The organism is Undibacterium sp. Ji22W (genome assembly GCF_049340305.1).
In the GTDB taxonomy this organism is placed as follows: domain Bacteria; phylum Pseudomonadota; class Gammaproteobacteria; order Burkholderiales; family Burkholderiaceae_D; genus Undibacterium.
This window is the reverse complement of record NZ_JBMPOU010000004.1, coordinates 57,123-78,398: the sequence shown is the minus strand read 5'-3', so window position 1 is coordinate 78,398 and position 21,276 is coordinate 57,123. Positions and strand designations below refer to the sequence as shown.

At 45.3% G+C, this 21,276-nt stretch carries 18 protein-coding genes; 7 read left to right on the top strand and 11 right to left on the bottom strand.

Annotation, left to right across the window (positions count from 1 at the left end; all coding sequences use genetic code 11):
• The first annotated feature begins 10 nt into the window (after positions 1-10).
• Complete coding sequence (locus tag ACO0KW_RS17935) at positions 11-316, top strand: 2Fe-2S iron-sulfur cluster-binding protein (RefSeq protein ID WP_423054742.1); 306 nt, start codon at positions 11-13, stop codon at positions 314-316.
• Positions 317-409: 93 nt separating this feature from the next.
• Here ACO0KW_RS17935 and ACO0KW_RS17930 read toward each other — a convergent pair whose 3' ends face one another.
• Together ACO0KW_RS17930 and ACO0KW_RS17925 are read right to left on the bottom strand one after the other, a co-directional pair.
• Positions 410-1,432 carry a CapA family protein gene (locus ACO0KW_RS17930; protein ID WP_423054741.1) on the bottom strand — a complete coding sequence of 341 codons (1,023 nt, stop codon included), beginning with the start codon at positions 1,430-1,432 and terminating at the stop codon, positions 410-412.
• Entirely contained in the window at positions 1,429-1,773 is a 345-nt protein-coding gene (locus ACO0KW_RS17925) for a hypothetical protein (RefSeq protein ID WP_423054740.1), read from the bottom strand. The genes ACO0KW_RS17930 and ACO0KW_RS17925 overlap by 4 nt, the downstream gene beginning before the upstream one ends.
• Positions 1,774-2,216: 443 nt before the next feature.
• On the opposite strand from ACO0KW_RS17925, the gene ACO0KW_RS17920 reads away from it, so the two are divergent.
• Complete coding sequence (locus tag ACO0KW_RS17920) at positions 2,217-2,420, top strand: cold-shock protein (protein ID WP_186889194.1); 204 nt, start codon at positions 2,217-2,219, stop codon at positions 2,418-2,420.
• A gap of 248 nt (positions 2,421-2,668) precedes the next feature.
• A complete protein-coding gene (locus ACO0KW_RS17915; protein WP_423054739.1) occupies positions 2,669-4,378 on the top strand; it encodes a methyl-accepting chemotaxis protein in 1,710 nt (569 codons plus the stop codon).
• Positions 4,379-4,457: 79 nt separating this feature from the next.
• Here ACO0KW_RS17915 and ACO0KW_RS17910 read toward each other — a convergent pair whose 3' ends face one another.
• Entirely contained in the window at positions 4,458-5,366 is a 909-nt protein-coding gene (locus ACO0KW_RS17910; protein ID WP_423054738.1) for a LysR family transcriptional regulator, read from the bottom strand.
• A 442-nt stretch (positions 5,367-5,808) separates the two neighbouring features.
• On the opposite strand from ACO0KW_RS17910, the gene aceB reads away from it, so the two are divergent.
• Positions 5,809-7,395: a malate synthase A gene (aceB, locus tag ACO0KW_RS17905; RefSeq protein WP_423054737.1), complete on the top strand. Its 1,587-nt coding sequence runs from the start codon at positions 5,809-5,811 to the stop codon at positions 7,393-7,395.
• A 190-nt stretch (positions 7,396-7,585) separates the two neighbouring features.
• Here the strand turns inward: aceB and ACO0KW_RS17900 are convergent, their stop codons facing one another.
• Together ACO0KW_RS17900 and argA are read right to left on the bottom strand one after the other, a co-directional pair.
• Positions 7,586-7,858 (bottom strand): oxidative damage protection protein, encoded by a 273-nt coding sequence (locus ACO0KW_RS17900; protein WP_314861109.1) that lies wholly within the window; start codon positions 7,856-7,858, stop codon positions 7,586-7,588.
• A 214-nt stretch (positions 7,859-8,072) separates the two neighbouring features.
• Positions 8,073-9,383: an amino-acid N-acetyltransferase gene (gene argA / locus ACO0KW_RS17895; RefSeq protein WP_423054736.1), complete on the bottom strand. Its 1,311-nt coding sequence runs from the start codon at positions 9,381-9,383 to the stop codon at positions 8,073-8,075.
• Positions 9,384-9,407: 24 nt separating this feature from the next.
• On the opposite strand from argA, the gene hrpA reads away from it, so the two are divergent.
• From hrpA to ACO0KW_RS17880, 3 genes are all read left to right on the top strand, one after another.
• Positions 9,408-13,526: an ATP-dependent RNA helicase HrpA gene (gene hrpA / locus ACO0KW_RS17890; RefSeq protein ID WP_423054735.1), complete on the top strand. Its 4,119-nt coding sequence runs from the start codon at positions 9,408-9,410 to the stop codon at positions 13,524-13,526.
• A gap of 100 nt (positions 13,527-13,626) precedes the next feature.
• Positions 13,627-14,139, top strand: a complete 513-nt coding sequence (locus ACO0KW_RS17885) for a T6SS immunity protein Tdi1 domain-containing protein (RefSeq protein ID WP_423054734.1) — start codon at positions 13,627-13,629, stop codon at positions 14,137-14,139.
• Between the two features lie 194 nt (positions 14,140-14,333).
• Complete coding sequence (locus ACO0KW_RS17880) at positions 14,334-14,681, top strand: hypothetical protein (RefSeq protein ID WP_423054733.1); 348 nt, start codon at positions 14,334-14,336, stop codon at positions 14,679-14,681.
• A gap of 393 nt (positions 14,682-15,074) precedes the next feature.
• Here ACO0KW_RS17880 and ACO0KW_RS17875 read toward each other — a convergent pair whose 3' ends face one another.
• The 6 genes from ACO0KW_RS17875 to ACO0KW_RS17850 all read right to left on the bottom strand — a co-directional run bounded on the left by ACO0KW_RS17875 (position 15,075) and on the right by ACO0KW_RS17850 (position 21,030).
• Positions 15,075-16,109 carry a cytochrome d ubiquinol oxidase subunit II gene (locus ACO0KW_RS17875; protein WP_423054732.1) on the bottom strand — a complete coding sequence of 345 codons (1,035 nt, stop codon included), beginning with the start codon at positions 16,107-16,109 and terminating at the stop codon, positions 15,075-15,077.
• Between the two features lie 9 nt (positions 16,110-16,118).
• A complete protein-coding gene (locus ACO0KW_RS17870; RefSeq protein WP_423054731.1) occupies positions 16,119-17,471 on the bottom strand; it encodes a cytochrome ubiquinol oxidase subunit I in 1,353 nt (450 codons plus the stop codon).
• A 45-nt stretch (positions 17,472-17,516) separates the two neighbouring features.
• Positions 17,517-18,074, bottom strand: a complete 558-nt coding sequence (locus tag ACO0KW_RS17865) for a GbsR/MarR family transcriptional regulator (protein WP_423054730.1) — start codon at positions 18,072-18,074, stop codon at positions 17,517-17,519.
• A 318-nt stretch (positions 18,075-18,392) separates the two neighbouring features.
• Positions 18,393-18,971 (bottom strand): SAM-dependent methyltransferase, encoded by a 579-nt coding sequence (locus ACO0KW_RS17860; protein WP_423054729.1) that lies wholly within the window; start codon positions 18,969-18,971, stop codon positions 18,393-18,395.
• A gap of 82 nt (positions 18,972-19,053) precedes the next feature.
• Entirely contained in the window at positions 19,054-19,662 is a 609-nt protein-coding gene (locus tag ACO0KW_RS17855) for a DUF6882 domain-containing protein (protein ID WP_423054728.1), read from the bottom strand.
• A 141-nt stretch (positions 19,663-19,803) separates the two neighbouring features.
• Positions 19,804-21,030 (bottom strand): hypothetical protein, encoded by a 1,227-nt coding sequence (locus tag ACO0KW_RS17850; protein ID WP_423054727.1) that lies wholly within the window; start codon positions 21,028-21,030, stop codon positions 19,804-19,806.
• Between the last annotated feature and the right edge of the window lie 246 nt (positions 21,031-21,276).

The following is a 21,276-nucleotide window of genomic DNA, read 5'->3' as shown; positions in this document are numbered from 1 at the left end:
AGTGCTTAGGATGACAGCCGATATTCAGAAATTTAGAATTTTCCTAGCGAAATCAGGTGAAGAATTTTCGTGTGCGGCGGATGAGACGATCTTGGCAGCAGCACTGCGAAACGGTTTAATGCTCGCAAATTCTTGCAGGAATGGCAGTTGCCGCACTTGCCTGTGTCAGATGCAGCATGGGCAGATAGCCTATACGATAGAGTGGCCGGGCGTCAGCTTTGACGAAAAATCTGAAGGAACTATTTTGCCCTGTGTGGCGCAACCGCGTAGTGATCTAGTATTGATTAATTTAGTCTTGAGTCGGGCGCTAGGCTAAACGACAAGTATAAAATTCCCGACGATGCTGCGGGCATGACCGGGATTTTTATTTACTGCAGTTGAACCAATATCGTCGATTTACTTCGCTTTTTTACTTCAGCTGGGCATTGCTACACAGGGTGGTTTGTCCAGTTTTTTTATTCCAGCAAGGACTATTTGCATCGACAACAGGCGCAGGTGTACCTTGTGGATTTATTTTGACTAAACGTGTATCCCAAGCTTGTGCGCCATTTTGATTGACATGTAGTCGCACTGCCCATCCTAGAGTCTGTGCTTCATTATCTAATGCATCCATCATGAAGTTGCCGATGCTATAAATAATCGGTTTGCCTTTATATGTTTCCGTGTCTTGTATAACATGCGGATGACCACCAATAACAGCGTCTGCGCCAGCGTCAATCATTATTCTAGCTAGTTGCCGTTGGCGTTTATTTGCGGTCGTTTCATTTTCCCAGCCCCAGTGCATGAATGGAATCACAATATCGGCACGATAGACTTTGCGGGCATTGATAATGTCACGTACTACTTGTTCATCTTCACTCCAAGCGACACCGGCTTTATTTGTGTTTGCTTCGAAACTACGCGGCATGAATTCATCGTAACCAAGTAGGGCAATTCGTAAGCCATTTTTTTCTATTATGTGAGGACGATGTGCTTCGCTGACATTATTACCTCCACCAAAATAGGCTAACTCTTGCGTTTTTAATAGGCCGAGCATTTCACTAAATGCCTCTGGGCCAAAGTCGCCGGAATGATTGTTAGCGAGAGAAATTGCATCAAAATGTTGCTTAAGTACGGGAATAACTCTGGGGTGCGCCCGGAAAGTAAAGTTCTTGTCTGCCGCTTTACCCGTGGTTGCTATTACACATTCCAGATTACCTATGCGTAGATCTGCGGTAGCGAAAATGTCCTTAAATGCAGCATAGGGATCGCGCCCTTGTTCGATAGTTTTACCAGGTAAATCTGCGAGTACCATATCGCCGGCAAATAAAATACTGACTTGCTTAGACGGTGTATCTAGGGGCTTTTTTGATGGCTGTTGGGCAAAACTGCTAAACGGAAACAACAAACTCAACGACAAAGTGCAAAAGAGATTTTTTGTGGACTGATTCATTTCTTATTCCATCCGAAGTAGCCTAGATAACATTGGTATTGCAATTCACGTTCAACTTCACCTGCATATAAATGATTAAATGGTGTTAGAGCGCGCATCGTCTTGCTGATACGAATTGGTGCTTTGAAAGTGGCTTGATGAATTGGAATGTCGAATTCACGACCCTGTAAGTACGCGTAGAGTTTGATGTAGTGTATGGACGAGTTATGTTTGCTTCCTATCATTACTGCTTTAAAACTGAAGCGGCCGCCAATATCATAAATCTCTGCTGCGTAGGGATCGCTGCTTAAGCGCGTATCGATCCGCTGTGTCGTCCCAGCATAAGTGACGTCGCATCGCAATAAGGGAGAGCTTGCAGCATGAACATCGTTGCTGCTAAAAACGAAGCAAAAAAGAAAGCAGCTTATTTGCAAGATCAATGAATTAAATTTGCTATTACACAGGTTTTTTTTCATCATTAAGAGACTTTGGTATGGATGTGTTTAATCGAGCCGCAAGTGTAATGCTGAAATGGTAGAAAATTGTATGAATGTGTAAGACTTCGCCATTTATCGGCATTCATGAAAAAATCGTGAAGAATTTGTCTAAAAAACAGGCAAAATGATTCAAAATGCCACGAATTGCACCACTTTCACTTTAAAATTTACTTTCTGGAGAAATTGTGAGTATAATCGGGGTTATCGTTGAGATTCTAGGTAGTAGTGCAGTATCAGTCTGTCATTTCTTGCTTGGTTGAAACGATCTATCGGGCATCTGCCCACATTAACTGAAATAGGAAATTGTAATGGCAACAGGTATTGTAAAATGGTTTAATGATTCTAAAGGTTTTGGCTTCATTACTCCTGACGAAGGCGGCGAAGATTTGTTCGCACATTTCTCAGCAATCGTATCAGCAGGCTTCAAGTCTTTGAAAGAAAACCAACGTGTTTCTTTCGACGTAACTACAGGCCCTAAAGGCAAACAAGCATCAAACATCCAAGCTATCTAATTTAGATAATTTGTATGGCTTGTTAAAGTCGAAAAAGTAAAAAAAGACCCAGTCGATAGACTGGGTTTTTTTTCGTCTTTTTTTTACACTTTTGTGCCGTATCGCTAATATTCCTTTCCGATCAATATAAACCTAACTATACTTATCTTGTGTTAAATCAATGTTGATTTTCGGCAACTGTATTATTTTTACGAGTTAGCAAAGCAAAATTTACTTATCGCATTTGAAATTCAGTCGGAGACAAATCTATGTTTAATGTCACAATCAAGTTCAGGTTGATTGCCACCATGGCGGTTATGGGAATAATGTTAACCGTTGGTGGTTTAATGGGTATTTTTGGCGTCCGAAATAGCAATGCAAGTTTTAATGAGCTATTTACGAATCAGATGCCTTCATTAGAAGCTTTGAGTTCTGCACGCGTTGCACTGTTGCGCGCCCGAACTGCAGTTGATCGTTCCATAGCACATCCAGAGGCTAGCGATAACGCCGAAAATCTCAAACGTGTTGAGGAATTTCTAAACCAAGCCGACACAAACTGGAAAAAATATCTTGCTCTGCCTGCTGATGCGGAAGAAAAGCGCCTTGGTGATGATGCGATGTTGGCTCGGGATAAATTTCTCAAAGAAGCATTCCAACCAATGTTGACGGCGATAAAAGCCGGTGATAAAGATACCGCTGATAATATTAATATGAATATAGTACCAACTTTATTCAGAGTGTATTCTGAAAAGATGGTGAGCTTGAATGATTTTCAGCGTAAGTCAGCCGAAACGATGCTGAAGGAAAATCAGGATGCCTTGAAGATATTTACTTGGGTTGATATTTTGGGCGTTTTGACTGGACTGACTGCGGTTGCAATTTCGGCGTATTTCCTATTGGTAGCTATTTCACACCCACTGCATTTTACTTTGCAGCAATTTGAAGCCATTGGAAATGGCGATTTGTCGCAGCAAATTAAAGCAAAATCTAACGATGAAATGGGACAATTGCTAAGCGGCTTGGAAAACATGCGCCAAAATCTGGTGCAAACAGTGAATACCGTACGCCAGGGGAGTTCTTCAATCGCGGTGTCGTCCGAGGAAATTGCGACCGGAAATATGGACCTCTCCGCACGTACCGAAAATCAGGCCGCAAGCCTAGAAGAAACAGCATCCTCCATGGAAGAACTCACCTCGACCGTGCAGCAAAATGCTGATAATGCGCGTCAGGCAAATACCTTGGCCTTGAAAGCATCGGGTGTCGCGACTAAAGGTGGTCAAGTAGTGGGCGATGTTGTGCATACGATGAATTCGATAAAAGACAGCTCGAAAAAAATTGTCGATATTATTGGGGTGATTGATGGTATTGCGTTTCAGACCAATATTCTGGCGTTGAATGCTGCAGTAGAAGCGGCACGTGCTGGTGAGCAAGGACGTGGATTTGCCGTTGTGGCCTCCGAGGTTCGCAGTCTGGCACAACGTTCAGCGAGTGCAGCGAAAGAAATTAAAGAATTGATTAACGATTCTGTTTCTAAAGTCGATGTTGGCTCGCGCTTGGTTGATGATGCTGGACGCACGATGGACGAGATCGTTGTATCGATCAAAGGCGTGGCCGACATCATGGCGGAAATTACCGCTGCAAGTGTTGAACAAAGTGATGGTATTGGACAGGTGAATATCGCCATTTCAAAAATGGATGAAGCTGTTCAACAGAATGCAGCTTTGGTTGAAGAGGCCGCTGCAGCTGCTGGAAGTATGCAAGAGCAGGCGAATAATCTTAATCGTGCCGTTAGTATTTTTAAGCTGAATGCGAATGATGTTAGTCATTTGGACGCGATGGATACACCCTCTGTGAAACCTGCAAAAGTAGGTAAGCCTGCCGCAAAAAAAGCACCGATGAAATCCTTAGCACATCGCTCCGCTACCTCTTCAAAAAGTAGCAATCAAGAATCATCGGGACAGGATTGGGAGGAGTTCTAAATTTTTGAGCGATGGGTGAAAATACCAAATAAAAAAAGCGACTCTGGTCGCTTTTTTTATTCTACAACGAATGAAATTCTTAAATTTTGTGTTGCCAGTAGTTGGGTTTGCTATAAGAAGCCCTGAGAAAATCGACAAACGCACGAATTCTTAGTGGGAGATGTCGACGTTGCGCGAAAATTGCGTAAATATCGTTGCCAGGCGCATTGTATTCATCCAACACAGTCACCAACTTACCGGTTTCAATTTCACTGCCAACTTCCCACATAGAACGCCAAGCCAAACCTTTGCCGGATAACGCCCAATCATGTAGTACCGCGCCATCATTGCAAACCATATTGCCTTCGACTTTGCGTAATACGTTTTTGCCATTCTCTTTGAAAGTCCAACCGCGTTGGCTACCATCACTACTAAAAGTAAGACAATTGTGGTGATGTAGGTCGTCCAAAGATTGGGGACGTCCATAGCGTTTGATGTAGTCTGGAGAGGCGACTACGACGCGTTTGTTATCCGCCAGCTTCACACCAATCAAATTAGAATCGGTGAGTGTTGCGATACGGATTGCAACATCGACACCTTCACCGATCAGATCAACGACGCGGTCATTTAGATTGAGGGTTAATTTGACTTCTTTGTGTTCCGCTAAGAAATTTGGAATTAAGGGGGCGACATGTTGGCGTCCAAAACCTGCCGGCGCGGAAATCGTCAATTGACCACTTGCTTTAGCGCTACGCTCAGAAACCGAAGTTTCGGCTTCTTCTAATTCAGCCAAAATGCGTTGGCAATCTTCTAAAAATGCCGCACCTTCAATCGTCAGGGCAATTTTGCGCGTTGTGCGTTGTAAAAGTTTAACGTCGAGTCTTTCTTCTAATGCGTCGAGGCGACGTCCTATCATCGCTGGTGCCACGCCTTCAGCACGCGCTGCGGCGGATAAACTGCCACGCGTTGCGACTTCAGCAAAAGTGGAAATTTGTTTGAATTGGTCCATGGTATGTCTCCGCCAAAAAGCGATTCTTCTTTGAGAAATCTAGTTAATTAGTCGATGTGTTACATCGTTTATTTGTTTGTCACGTGAGTCCCCACATGCTATTTGGACTCCTACGAAGACTGCAATTCGTTACAAAATGACCCAAGTCTTTTAACTAATAATATCAATAAATAGTTGATATGGATTTATTTGTGATTAAAAGTTAAAAATACTATGATAAAACGAGATATTATGTACACTTAAATGTTGAATATACTTGGATTTAAGTATTCATTTGCGTCTAAATTTTGCTCATTTTTTTGTTTTTTTTAAAGTATTTTGCGGTTTTTGACTAAATAAGTCATTTGTACTGCTAAAAATCGACTACTAAGAATAAATTGTGCACTGCAATGATTGAACCGGTTTTTTACTATTTTTTTGATAATTTTTAAGCGAGGCTGTAATGACACAACTAAAATTACCTGAAGGCATGCAAATTACGGGTGAAATCACGCCAGGATTTGAGCAGATTTTGACACTGGATGCATTGAACCTAGTGGCAAAGCTGAGTCGGCAATTTGAGGTGCGTCGCCAAGAATTACTCGCATTGCGCATTGCGCGAGCGGCGCGAATGGATGCTGGAGAACGGCCTGAGTTCTTAAGTGAAACTGCGCACATTCGAAGTGGCGATTGGCGTATCGCGCCGATTCCCAAAGCTTTGGAGTGCCGTCGCGTAGAAATCACCGGGCCAGTCGAACGCAAAATGATTATCAATGCACTCAATTCGGGTGCCGATAGCTATATGACTGACTTCGAAGATTCCAATACGCCGAATTGGGATAACCAAATTACTGGTCAAATCAACTTACGGGATGCAGTACGTCGCACCATCAGCCTTGAGCAAAATGGCAAACGCTACCAACTCAATGAAAAAATCGCGACCTTGGTGGTACGTCCCCGTGGTTGGCACCTTGATGAAAAACATGTACTGGTGGATGGCAAACGTGTTTCAGGTGGAATCTTTGATTTTGCTTTATTTATGTTCCATAACGCTAAAGAACAGATCGCTCGCGGTGTGGGCCCATTTTTCTATTTGCCTAAAATGGAATCGCATTTAGAAGCCCGTTTGTGGAACGATATTTTCGTTACGACACAGAATGAATTAGGTTTGCCTCAGGGCACCATTAAAGCCACCGTGTTGATAGAAACCATTCTCGCTGCGTTTGAGATGGATGAGATCTTGTATGAACTGAGGGAGCACAGTTCAGGTCTAAATGCAGGGCGTTGGGACTATATTTTCTCTTGCATTAAAAAGTTTAAAAACGACCAGAATTTCTGTCTAGCAGATCGCGCTAAAGTGACAATGACAGCACCATTCATGCGCTCGTATGCCTTGTTATTGCTGAAGACCTGTCATCATCGTAACGCACCTGCAATTGGCGGTATGGCAGCTTTGATTCCGATTAAAAACGACCCTGAAAAAAATGAAATCGCTATGGCTGGCGTGCGCAATGATAAAGCACGTGATGCGACGGATGGTTACGATGGTGGTTGGGTCGCGCACCCCGGTTTGGTTGATTTAGCAATGGCTGAATTTAAGAAAGTGTTGGGAGATGCGCCAAATCAAATCACAAAAAAACGCCCAGATATCGAAGTCAGCGCACAAGATTTGCTTAATTTTCAACCAGAAACACCAATCACCGAAGCGGGCTTGCGTTACAACATTAACGTCGGCATTCACTATCTGGGAGCGTGGCTGGCAGGCAATGGTTGTGTGCCAATCCATAACTTGATGGAGGATGCCGCGACAGCAGAAATCAGCCGTTCACAAGTGTGGCAATGGATACGTTCTGCCAAAGGCACCTTAGAAGATGGGCGTAAAATTACCGCAGAAATGGTACGGATGATGACAACCGAAGAGTTGGTTAAGGTGAAGCAATCCGTCGGTGATGGTGTGACTTATGACCGTGCGGCACAAATTTTTGAGCAGATGTCGACTTCTGCCGAATTCGCAGAATTCTTGACTTTGCCTTTATACGAAGAGATTTAATATACGAAGAGATTCAAGTGGTGATGTGAGGAGACAGCGTCTGCGAAATCGTTCTGGATAAGATTCTGATAAAGAATTTTCCAGATTTGCAGCAGCAAATCGACGACAAAACAAATCAAACAGGCGTTATTGTCGATAAAAAAGCGAGCTCAAAAGGCTCGCTTTTTTGTTCATACTGGCATCTACATTTTTAGTCAGCAGGGGGAACATAACCTTGTGCGGCGTCTGCACCATCACCGAAGAAATGCTTTTCCATTTGTGTCGCTAAATATTTACGGGCACGCGTGTCTGCCAGATTTAGACGGTTTTCATTGACTAACATGGTTTGGTGTTTTAACCATGCCGCCCATGCTTCTTTAGATACACTTTCATAAATCTTCTTACCTAATTCACCCGGATAAGTCGGGAAATCCAAGCCTTCAGCTTCTTTATCTAATTTAATGCAGTGGACCATGCGGGCCATATTGATACTCCTTCAATAATTCAATATCTGGATAGAGACCTCTGCACAAGCTACTGCGCGACCGGATTTTGAGTCTGCGATGCTCACGGTGCTTTAGCACAGCTGCGCTTCTCAACTCAAACTTCGACCGCTCGCTACGCTTGCGTAGAGGTTTCTGGTAATGACTACTCTTTGCGATTATACGTTTGAATTCTCATTTACGTACGAACCTGCGCTATAGCTGCTTGATTAAAACCAAGGATTTGCGCTGCCAGTTATACATTTTCTGACGGTCTTTAGGCAAATCATCGACACTTGCTTGTACGAAGCCGCGCTTTAAGAACCAGTGTGCGGTGCGGGTCGTTAATACAAACAAGGAATGAAAGCCAGCACGACGAGCACGCTTTTCCATGTGCTTTAGGATACGTTCGCCATCACCCTGGCTCTGTACGTCGGGGTTGACGGTGAGACATGCCATTTCGCCCATTTTGTCGAAAGGGAAAGGATAAAGCGCTGCGCAGCCAAAAATAACGCCATCATGCTCAATGACAGAGAAGTAATTGATTTCACGTTCGATCAATTCGCGACCACGTTTCACCAAGGTTCCATCAGCTTCAAGTGGTTCGATTAATTTAATAATGCCACCGACATCTTCAATTGTTGCTTCGCGTAAGCTCTCCAGATTTTCTGTCGACACCATCGTGCCGACACCATCGTGGGTAAATAATTCCAGTAGCGCAGAACCGTCGATCTTGTATGGCACGATATGGATACGAGGTACGCCACCGCGCGAAGCTTTGACGGCATGTTCCAGATAAAATGCTGAGTCCGAAGGTAAATAATTTTTGCCTAATTCCACTTCAGCCTGTTTATAAGATAATTCACGTATTTCATCGCCATCTTGATCGACTAACATCGGCGTTTCAGAAATAAAGATTAATTTGTCCGCGCGAAGGGCACTGGCAGCTGACACAGCCACGTCTTCCATGGTCAAATTAAATGCCTCCCCTGTCGGTGAAAAACCTAGTGGTCCCAATAAAACCAAACTGCCTGCATCTAAAATTCTATCGATGGTGTCATACGCGACTTTGCGCGTGGTTCCTGTCAATTGGAAATCAACACCATCGACAATGCCAATTGGTTTAGCCGTGACGAAGTTGCCAGAGATAATCCGGATCGCAGCATGCGCCATTGGCGTATTTGGCAAACCTTGGCTGAATGCGGCTTCAATATCTAAGCGCAATTCACCAGCTGCTTCTTTTGAACATTCCAGCGCAGCGGTATCAGTAATGCGTATGCCATTATGGAAACGACCTTCGACATTACGTAGTGCGAGCTGCTCCGCAACTTGTGGGCGCGAACCATGCACAATTACGATTTTGATTCCAAGTGCATGCAAAAGCGATAAATCCTGCGCCAAAACGGGCAGGGCGCCAGCCACCACGAGTTCTCCAGGAAAGGCAACCACGAAGGTCTTTCCACGGAATGCATGAATATAGGGTGCGACCGAGCGCAACCAGTGAACGAATTGAACAGAATTTTCCATGGACGAATTATAATCGCAGGTACTATGTCATCTCACAAAACAAATACAAATTCTCCGGAAAAAGTCGCTTCAGACCTACGTCAATTGCGCGATAACCTGCGTCAGGCAGCCCAACAACAAACAAAACCGGCTAATTTCCCGAAAAAGGAAAAGCTCGGCACGCCTGCGAGACCTCCAAATCGTACTGAAAATGCTAGCCAAGCAAGAAATAAACAGGCTTCTGCACCTTCAGTGGCGGCGGCTAAGCAAGCACCAGGACGACCTACGCAGTCGAAAAAAATAGAAACGCGCCCCGAACCTGCGCTACCTTTCCGTAATCCGCCGCCCGTCATTAGCTATCCTGAAGAATTACCCGTCTCCGGCAGGCGCGAAGAAATCGCCGAGGCACTGCGAAAAAATCAGGTCATCATCGTCTGTGGTGAAACCGGTTCAGGTAAAACCACCCAGTTGCCCAAAATTTGTCTTGAACTAGGGCGAGGTCAAAAAGGTTTAATTGGACATACCCAACCACGTCGTATCGCAGCTTCATCGACGGCGAAGCGCATTGCTCAAGAACTGAATTCACCATTGGGCGAACATGTCGGCTTTAAAGTTCGGTTCACCGATACCTTGACCAAAGGCGCATCAGTCAAGTTGATGACTGACGGTATTTTGCTAGCAGAAACGCAGACCGATCCGCTCTTACGTCAATACGACACCATCATCATCGATGAGGCGCATGAGCGTAGTTTGAATATTGATTTCTTGCTCGGCTACCTCAAGCAGATTTTGCCTAAGCGTCGCGATCTGAAAGTCATCATCACGTCCGCGACGATCGATGCGCAACGCTTTGCCAATCACTTTGGTGAGAACGGTAAAGCCGCGCCTGTGATAGAAGTATCGGGTCGTTTGTATCCGGTCGAATTGCGGTATCGCCCGATACAGGCGGATGAAAAAGATAAAGAACGTGATCTGATGGTCGCTATCACCGATGCCGTCGATGAGTTATGTCGTATTGGTTCTGGCGATGTGTTGGTGTTTTTGCCGGGTGAGCGTGAAATCCGAGATGCAGCTGAAGCACTGCGCAAGCATCATCCACCGCATGTAGAAATTTTGCCTTTGTTCGCTCGTTTGTCGGCACAAGAACAAGAACGTGTATTCAAAATATCGAACGCGCGTCGCATTGTGTTAGCAACGAATGTCGCAGAAACTTCATTGACTGTACCAGGCATCCGTTACGTGGTTGACGCGGGTTTGGCACGCGTCAAACGCTATAGTTATAAAAATAAAGTCGAGCAATTACAAATCGAAGCGATTGCCCAATCCGCCGCCAATCAACGCGCGGGTCGTTGCGGTCGTGTCGCCGCTGGCGTGTGTATTCGTCTGTATGACGAACAAGAATTCAAACAACGTACCGCTTTTACCGAACCCGAAATTCTACGTTCGTCCTTAGCCGCTGTTATTTTGCGGATGAAATCTTTACGCCTGACTGACGTTGAGAGTTTCCCGTTTATCGAACCACCGCCTGGCCGTGCGATTGCCGATGGTTACCAACTCTTGCAAGAGTTGGGCGCCATGGACGACAGCAACGAATTGACAGCTGTCGGAAAAGAACTCGCAAAGTTACCTCTAGATCCCCGCGTCGGTCGCATGATTTTAGCCGCACGTGATAATCAGGCTTTAAGTGAAGTGTTGATCATTGCCGCCGCTTTGTCGGTACAAGATCCACGCGATCGTCCGATGGACGCGCAAACTGCCGCCGATTTGGCACACAAAAAATTTGCTGATGAAAAATCAGAATTCACGTCCTATCTCAAAATCTGGAAATGGTTTGAAGACGCGATTGAGCACAAGAAAACCAATCGTCAATTACAAGACAATTGCCGCAGTAATTTCTTAAGTCAAATGCGTCTGCGTGAATGGCGCGAAGTCCATTCGCAATTGCTAACCATCGTCAAAGAACAGGGCTGGCGCATCAACGAAGCACCCGCGACGTACGAGCAATTGCATCTCGCCTTATTGACAGGTTTGCTTGGCAATATCGGTTTTAAATCCGAAGAAGATTCGCATTACTTAGGAGCACGCGCCATCAAGTTTTATATTTGGCCGGGTTCTTACATGGCGAAAAAAGCCGGTAAGTGGATCATGGCAGCAGAGCTAGTTGATACCACACGTTTATACGGTCGTTGCCTCGCACAGATACAACCAGAGTGGTTAGAAAAAGTCGGTGGACATTTACTCAAAAAGTCTTACGGTGAACCACGTTGGGAAAAGCGCACTGGTCAAGTGTCAGGCTTTGAACGAGCAACTCTATACGGTTTGGTTGTGTACAGCCAAAGACGCATACAGTATGGCTTAACGCATCCCAAAGAAGCACGTGAGATATTCATTCGTGATGCCTTGGTTGAAGGCGACTTCGACACTCGTGCACCGTTCTTAGCTTTCAATCAAAAACTGATACGCGAAATTGAAAACATCGAACACAAATCACGTCGCCAAGACGTGTTGGTCGATGATCATTTAATCGCTGCTTTCTATGACAAGCATTTACCTGCCGACGTGTATAACGCGGTCTTATTTGAGCAATGGCATAAAGAAGCGACTAAGGGTAATCCTAAATTACTCTATTTGAACAAAGATGAGTTGATGCGCCACGAAGCGGCGGGTATTACTACCGATGTGTTTCCTAAGACTATGCAAGTTTCGGGTGTGGGTTTGCAACTCTCGTATCACTTCGAACCGGGTAGCCCACGTGATGGTGTGACGCTATGGATACCTTTGTTTTCACTCAATCAAGTATCGAGTGATCGTTGTGAATGGTTAGTACCGGGCATGGTGAAGGAAAAAGTGCAGTTGCTGATTAAATCATTACCACAAAAAATCCGCCGTCATTGTGTTCCGCTGCCGGATTACGCGGCTGGTTTTTGTGAGCGCAACGAATTCGGCAGAGGTAATTTCTTAGAAACCTTAATCGCCGATATCCGCGAGCAAAAAGGCTTGCAGTGTTTGAGCACCGATTTCAAATTTGAATTGCTCCCAGCGCATCTCACGATGAATTTTAAAATCATCGATGAACACGGACGTCAACTAGAAATGGGTCGCAACCTCGCCACACTACGCGCCGAATTTGGATCGCAAGCGCGTGAGAGTTTTCAGAAGATAGCAAGTGCAGATAAACTGGCTCTGCTAGATAACTCAAAACAATCAGCAACAACGAACAATATTGACCGTCATTCCCGCGAAGGCGGGAATCCAGCGTCGTTAAGTTCAGCAAAAATTGCAAGCAAATCAGAAACAAAAGCCCCAACAATCCAACAAGAAAACCTAACTGCGTGGACCTTCGACGAACTCCCAGAACTACTCGAAGTCCAACAAGGCAAACAAACCTTAATCGGCTACCCCGCCTTAGTCGATAAACAAACACATTGCCACATCGAAGTCTTCGATGACCCCGACGAAGCTGCGCGTACGCACCACAACGGCTTACGCCGCCTGTTCGCCTTACAGATGAAGGAACAAGTCAAGTTCTTAGAAAAAAACATCCCTGGCTTACAGCAAATGGGCATGCAGTTTATGTCGCTGGGTTCGCAAGAAGAGCTACGCGAACAAATCGTCACGACGGCTTTGGATCGCGCATTCATGCAATCGCCCTTGCCAAAGAACTCCGGCGAATTCAATAAACGCCGCGACGAAGGAAAGGCAAGACTCAATTTATTAGCCAACGAAATTGCCCGTTTAGCAGGCTTGATTTTGGCCGAATACTACAGTCTGCCGAAGAAGCTACAAGGCCTCAAAGCCCACGCACAAGCAGCGGCTGACATGCAGCAACAACTGCAAAACCTAGTCACCAAACGCTTCATCGCCGAAATCGATTTCGCCCAATTAGCACATTACCCACGCTATCTCAAAGCGATCACAGTACGAATGGATAAACTACGCGCTGATCCTGCACGCGATGCGAAGTTGCTAGCTGATTGGAACAGTGTTGCACAGCCATGGCAACGCACACCGCGCAAATCGGGTGTTGATGCTGATCCGAAGTTGATTGAGTTTCGGTGGTTGTTAGAGGAGTTACGTGTGTCTTTGTTTGCGCAGGAATTAAAAACGCCTATGCCTGTGTCGGTTAAGCGTTTGCAGAAGGTTTGGGAGAGTTTGTTGCGGTAGGGTCGTCACATTTTTTAGATGCGCTTTTGGATTTAGAACTAAGACTTTTTCTATGGCATCTAGATTTTTTTGCTAAATAGTATTTTTGTGGAGTTATGGATTGAATCTAACTTTTAATGATTTAACCGTGAATTTTTCTAAATGCAATTCGAAAACTTTGCTTTCGGACTGGAATTGGCTTATTGGAAAGAACAAAGTTCCAATTTTGATTACCGCCTTTGGTGAGCCTTTCGTACAAGATAGCGGAAGTGGTGAAGTATTTTTTCTGAATATTGGCGAAGGATTGATGACAAAAGTTGCTGTTGATCTTGATGATTTCAAGGGGCAATTAAACAGTGATGATTTTTGGGAAAAGTATTTGCCAACCCAAGCTGTTGGTGATTTAAGGTTGGCGGCGAAAATGTTGAGTATAGGTGAGGTATATAGCTACAAGGTGCCGCCAATTTTAGGCGGTACGCATGAATTCGAGAATATTGAAGTCTGTGATATTCAGGTGCACTTTTCAATTCTTGGACAAATTCATCATCAGGTAAAAGATTTGCCTTACGGAACGGAGATTGGAAGTGTTCAATTGAATTTGGCCAAAAGACCTTGGTGGAAATTTTGGAATTGAAGCTCCTGTTGCTTCGATCGGAAGACCGTAAGGGGTAGCATCAAAGTAGGGCGCAATAGCGTTAGCCATGTAGGGCGGGTGAAACCCGCGCCGCTAAAACTTTTAAAATATCGTCACGGTAATTTGAATCGAGAAAAAATCTCAGCGCAGAATTGGGAATAGTTCTTTTTACATGGAAGTAGTCAATTTCATTCGTGATCAAATCACCTGTTTTTATCCATATTTTCGCTTGCAAACAATCTCAACGTTCACAGGTCGGTGGTAGACCGACAACTACTCACTTTCTTTGCTTCGCCAAAGAAAGTAAGCAAAGAAAGGCGACCACGCTGCCACTGGCCTTCGGCTTCCCAATTGTGCAGGACAAAAAATGGGAAAGCCTTGAAACTCGCCTTCGGCTCAAACAGCAAGGCTTTCTTTATCCATTTTCTGTCCTGCACAATTGGCAGTGTCAGAAGTGGGTGAAGGTCAAAGACAACAACAAATTCAAAAACAACGGCAACACCAAAACAATCAGTCCCGATGGTCGTTCATTTTTCTTATAGCTGTAGTAGGTCGTTGCTTTTGACTTGCCCCCGTTTGAGACAAGGTAATTTTTGCGTCACAGAAAATGGATAAGAAAGTGTTGTTGTCTGAGCCGCAGGCGAGTTTCAACACTTTCCCATTTTTTGTGGTGCACAAATTATGCTGAAGCGAAGCGTAAGCACCCGAAGGGCGAGTCTACGGTCGCCTTTCTTTTGCTTACTCTTTCTTTGGCGAAGCAAAGAAAAGTAAGTAGCCGTCGGGCTACCCCCGACCATTAAACTTCAAGAAAGCACATCCGTAATTTCAGTGCGAGAATTCAAAACTACAGAATACAAATCCAAACAAATTATTCTTACAGTCATCCAGGCCCCCTCATCCCCAACCCTTCTCCCGCTCGCGGGAGAAGGGATCTTTCAATACTCCAGCAAGGTCGCTTTACCCCAAAATATCCGATAAGCCATCACCGTGTATCCGATGATGACTGGCAAAACAACGCAGGCGCCAACAAAAATAATCATCAAAGATTCGGGTGCACTCGCTGCTTGCCAGATGGTGAGTTCGTCAATGATGAGATAGGGGAACAGGCTATACGCCAAGCCGTGAAAGGCAAGTAGAAAAATGCCGACCGTGCAGGCGAATGGTGTCCAAATCCAGCCTTGGTTTTGTTGCGCTAATTGTGCAGGCAGACGTTTTAAAATTCTATCTATCCACCAGAATAAAATCGCAGTGATGAGTGGGATCGGCAAGAGCAGTATAAAGTTGGGAAAGCTAAACCATTTTGCGGCAATGCTAGGACTGGCGAATGGAGTGACGATGGAGATGGTGGCAATGCCAACGCCTGCCAACCATAAACTACGTCTTGCCCAGGTTGCTGCTTTGATTTGCAGTTGTCCTTCCGACTTCATGAGTAGCCAGGTTGCACCCAAAAGACTGTAGGCTGCCACCAAGCATAAGCCTATCAATGCTGCAAACGCATAGCTCCAAAAACTAGATTGAAACCCAAGTACTAACATACCAAGCATAAAGCCTTGTGAAAATGCGGCGATGATGGAACCGAGGTGAAAGGCGAGGTTCCATGCTGGCTTATTTTGCGCATGGGCTTTGACCCGAAAGTCGAAGGCAACGCCGCGTAGAATCAAACCAAGTAGCATCATCGCGACTGGTAAGTACAGTGCGCCGAGTATTTGACCGTGTGCGGTAGGGAAAGCAACTAATAAGATACCGACGCCAAGCACGAGCCAGGTTTCATTGGCATCCCAAAATGGGCCAATGGAAGCGATCATGATGTCCTTTTCTGCGTCTTCGGCATGATGCATCAGAATGCCGACGCCGAGATCGTAGCCATCTAAGATCACATAGGCCAACATGGCCAAGCCCATGACGATGAGAAAGGCGAGTGGTAACCAACCAGCGGGCTGGGATAAATCGGGATGGAGTGGAGCAATCATGGCTTATCCTCAAGTGGTGGTAGCTGGTGTCGGTACTGTCGGTGAACTATCGGCTTTGCGGGCTAAATAAAACACCACCGAGACATAGGAAATAATCAGAAATACATAGAGAGTCAGATACATGATCAAGGAACTGGCCAGCATAGGCACTGGTACTTTAGCCGCCGCTTCCGCGGTGGTAAGTACACCTTGTACCAGATACGGTTGGCGACCAATTTCTGTGGTGTACCAACCAGCCAGTAAGGCAATCCAGCCAGAAAAGCTCATCGCGACTAATGCTCGCGAAACTAAAGTTGGCATGGCTGGAGCACGCCACGCATACCATGATGCTAGCCAGGAAATACCGAACATCAAAAGGCCTACCCCGACCATGATGCGAAAGGCAAAGAAGACAGGTGCTACGGGTGGATGTTTACCTTCGAAATCATTGAGTCCTTTGATCTCACCATCAGCATCATGCGTGAGGTAGAGCGAGGCCAATTTGGGGATTGCGATTTCGGCTTTGTTTGTTCTTTCCTTTTGATCTGGGAGTGCGAATAGAACCGCTGGTGCACCTTTTTGGGTTTCCCAAATACCTTCCATCGCCGCGATTTTTGCAGGTTGGTGTTGTAGGGTATTGAGTCCATGCAAATCGCCAACCAAAATTTGTAGTGGAATCAAAATAGCGGCCAGTGTCACGCCGGTTTTGATGCCGATCTGAATTTCACCGTGACGTCCGCCGCGCAAATAACGGTAGCTGCTGATACCGGCGATCAGAAAGGATACTGTCAATCCGGATGCAAGCATCATGTGGGTAAAACGATAGGGCATGGAAGGATTAAAAATGATCTGCAGCCAGTTGGTTGCGTGCGCCTGACCATTGATCATTTCAAATCCTACTGGCGTATGCATCCATGAATTCAAAGCGATAATCCAAAATACCGATAGCGTCGTACCGCCCGCGACAAGTACGGTAGCCATGGTATGCAGACGATCACCTACGCGTTTTTGACCGAATAGCATAATCCCAAGAAATGTCGCTTCTAAGAAGAAAGCCGTCAAAATTTCATAGGCGAGTAAGGGACCAGCGATGTTCCCAACTTTTTCCATATAGCCGGGCCAGTTGGTGCCAAACTGAAAGCTCATGGTGATGCCACTCACCACACCTAAGGCAAAACTCAAGGCAAATACTTTGATCCAAAAATAGTAGGCGCGTTGCCAATGCTCTGCCTTGGTGCGGTTATAGCGCCATTTGAAAAAAACCAATACCCAGCCAAGTGCAATGCTGATACTGGGAAAAAGAATATGAAAACTGATGTTGGCGGCAAATTGTATACGCGCCAATAACATGGGGTCGAAGGTGTTGACTAGTTCTGCTGACATGATGAATTCTCTATGCGGGTTTTGCGTTGTTTTGCGTGGTTGCAGCTAGTTTTTGGATTTGCCGTCGAAGCGAAGACGATCGGTAAACTCGATCAGCTTGACCACCTTAGAACCCATTTTCATCAAGGTTTGCAAAGTCTCTGGTGAGAGCTTTTCAACGTCGTCGAACCAGGCACTGGTGAGTTCTATCAGGTCGTGCATTTGTTGAATTCGACCGAGTGCATAGTGTTCATCTTCGGTCGCATCGTTTTTGAGTAAGGCTTCTCGCAACATCGAGAGCGTAGGCTCGACTTCACGACGACGACGTTCTTCCACTAAGTTGCGAAAAATTTCCCACACATCTTTGGGCGCTTCAAAGAACTCTCGACGTTCGCCCGGAATGTGAACCAGCTTGACTAGGCGCCAGGCTTGTAATTCCTTGAGGCTCATGCCCACATTGGAGCGGGAGAAGGTCAATTGCTCGGCGATCTCGTCGGCGCATAGCGGTTTTTCACTGAGAAAAATGAGAGCATAAATTTGCCCAACAGTACGATTAATGCCCCAGCGACTGCCCATTTCACCAAAATGCGAGATGAATTTTTCTTTCGTTGAATTGATAGCCATCATTTTTCCTTGTTTGTATTTACAGTATTATTTGAATTTCCAGTATTTTCAGGAAATATAGCACGATTACTTTTTTCTTGTTTTTTTGTGCCTGATTTTGAAGTTGAATCCGAATCGTGCTGCGACTCGACTATGCAAGATCGCCGCCTTAGGGCGACTGCGCTGGAAAAAAGATGCTGCTTCACACTCTGCATACTAAAGTTTGCAGGGTGTAAAAACGTTGGGGGAATGATGCTAGAAGAGTTGATCCGAAATGATCAGTTGTTACCCTAATGCGGCTGATCTATTTCGAGATTGATTTGGCTTACTTTCACTTGTTTAGCGGATGCCCGATAAATCCGCTGGTGGTTCATCGCCCGCAAGGACACCAGCGCCGCCTGATAAGCCTTCTGCTTTGCGCATCAGATAGTCTGTATGTTCGTACACATTCGGGCAGCCAGTTTCAGCGATCAGGGCTTTGACGATGGCGACTTTCCATGCATCAACGCCGGCGGCTTGAAACTGACAAGCCAAGAAACCATTTTGGATCGCGTGATATTCCACCACCAAGCCGGGTAGATGATCTTCTTCTGCATTGATTAGACGTTGCGGCTTGCCCGGTTTGGCATTGAGCGGTACACGTTTTGCCAGCGCGGCTTGAATCCGACGTTTGAACATCGCATGATCAACCGCTTCAGATTCATCGAAACTCCAGACTCGTGCTCGGATTTGAGATTTTGGACTCCACCCTGCACGAGCTAAGAATTCGCCTTTGGATGAGCGTACTAAGCAAGTTGCTCCAAATTTCATTTTTTCATGAAACTTACCATCGACGCGTTCAATCGCCGAGAGATAAATCCAAGGATCTTTGTCGAGTAAAGATTTTTCTTTGCCTTGCTTGATGGTGATGATGAGCATGTTGTGGTGTGTGTTGGAGGCGAAAAAGGGCTAGAGAACTAAAATGGGCTGAGAAAACAAAGTTTAGTGAGGCATCGATGTCTTACCACTTGGTTTTTTGCCGACCCTTGGCCCAATGTGTCTGTGACGGCGCTATATCGACTGCTTTCGCAGCGGGACTTGCGTCTGCTGAAGTCTTGATGTCGATCAGAATTTCGTCCGTCGTCATGAAAAAATAGCGATTACCAACACGTCCGCGGTAGACACTGATAGCACCCGCAAGCTTGCGCGTAACGGCGGCAAAATTCCAAGCATCTTCCATGCTGCAGCGTACGCTGCTTGTTTGAAACGAAGGATGCTGTTCAGTTTTACCCCATTGTTTCGCCAACATTGCATGCGATCGTAAGGTCGTGGGGATCGTGTTTTGTGCCCATGCCCAGCTAAAAACTTTATCAGCGTCGTTATATATACCAATGACTTGAAAGTGCGTTGTGCCAGTCCGCTCCCCCGCAAATTGAAATGCGATGATGCCGGCTTCCATATCTGCAGTCCAGCCTTTTTCTTTGCCATATTTCCAGTTTGTCGCATGTTGCAAATGTTGCGCTAGCATTTCTTCGTGCGCGGTGGCGATAAACGTCGTGGCCGCACTACTTGGTGCAGTCTGCTTTGGGCGCTGGAAAATTTTGCGAAAAAAATCGGTGAGTGTCTTCATCTTTGCTAACAAAAAACCTAGACAAATCAAAAACTTATGATTAAGGAAATGATTTGGAGAATCGAATGTCTATGGGTAGCTATTATAGCAGTTCGATTTTTCTGGTTTTTTGAATTAGCGTACAGATTCCAATCAGTTACATCAAAATTTTAATTTGAAGTTAATTTTATTGAGTGCCGCAACGATCGATATGATGAAGAACGCATAAATGACGGAAGCCATTATTCCCGTCCCACCTTCGAAAAAATGTATTGGGGAAGGTAGATTAAATAGTTTGAGCAGTGCTTCAATCACAAACGGAATCAAATAACATACCAAGGGGTTTATTGCTGCCGGCTTGACGAGATTGACCCAGGATTGCGAACGCTTGAGATCAATGATCCAGTACAGAAATGAAAAGACGATGATACAAATAGCTGCAGAATATAAGCACCAGGACGGTGTCGCATAGATTTTGGAAATTTTAAATTGTGGACGTAATATTGTGGCCAAGACGATGAGACTCACAGCGAATAGGAGTGCGTTACGAAACCGCTGGGGAAGATGTTCTGATTGCTTGTTTGCCTGATTCTCTTCAAAGAAAATCAAGCTACAAACAAGTCCACTGAGAACGATGGAACAATGTGCTGCATGGCCATCCAGGCTTAATAACAGCTTTACAACGAAATCTGTTTGACCAACGAGCTGCGTGTTAATGCTGTGAATCACGGCATACAGCGCAACACAGGTAAGGATGGCGATCAAGAGCAACTTTTGTTTGCCACGGCACAACTGATAGATCCAAGACGATAATAAATAAGCCCAACCAATGAGTCCTAAAATACCCCACCACTGTGGCAACATCGTTTGGCTACCATCTACGCCGCCACGATAGAGCAGTGCAAGCGTGATCAAGATGGCGATCCCCATGCCGACCAACGCGCGATTGAGGATGAGAGAGTTGAATTGATAGACACCCCAGATCAGCATAAAGCCGAGATAAGACAACAGTGCCCAGCTGTGTATCGAGATCGGCATCGACGGCTGATGAAAACCATCTTCTGCATTCACCATGAAGAAACCCATCACGATTAGTGCAAACGCGCGTAATAGGATATGACGATTCAAAAACCAGAAACTGTCACCTTTGAGCAGACGATGATTGATGCCAAAGGGAATCGACATACCAACAATAAATAGAAACGCAGGAAACACGATGTCCGGAAAGCTCATTGCATCGGCATCAGCTGGCATATGTTTGAGCCAAATCGAAACCCCATTCACACCGGCAATTTCATTGACGATGATCATCATCAAAAAAGTAATGCCACGAAACGCGTCGATGGAGATCACTCTTTGATTTTTTAGAGTATTAATGGGATTAAGCATAAAGCGACTTTCGGTTGGCGAGTAGGTGATAGGCAGAAATTGGATATTGGCAAGTGGAAATTTACTCTGAAGAACTTAAAACGACAATGCATAGAACTACTTTGGCATCTAGGTAAATTCACTTACTTGTGACAAGCCTTCACTCTGACGACAAGAAAAAGCACAGAAAATTAAGTGAAAATACATTCCTTTCAAAAAAGAAATCAGGCACACTGCAATCGCTCTTGCCTTAAAATTTTATTACAA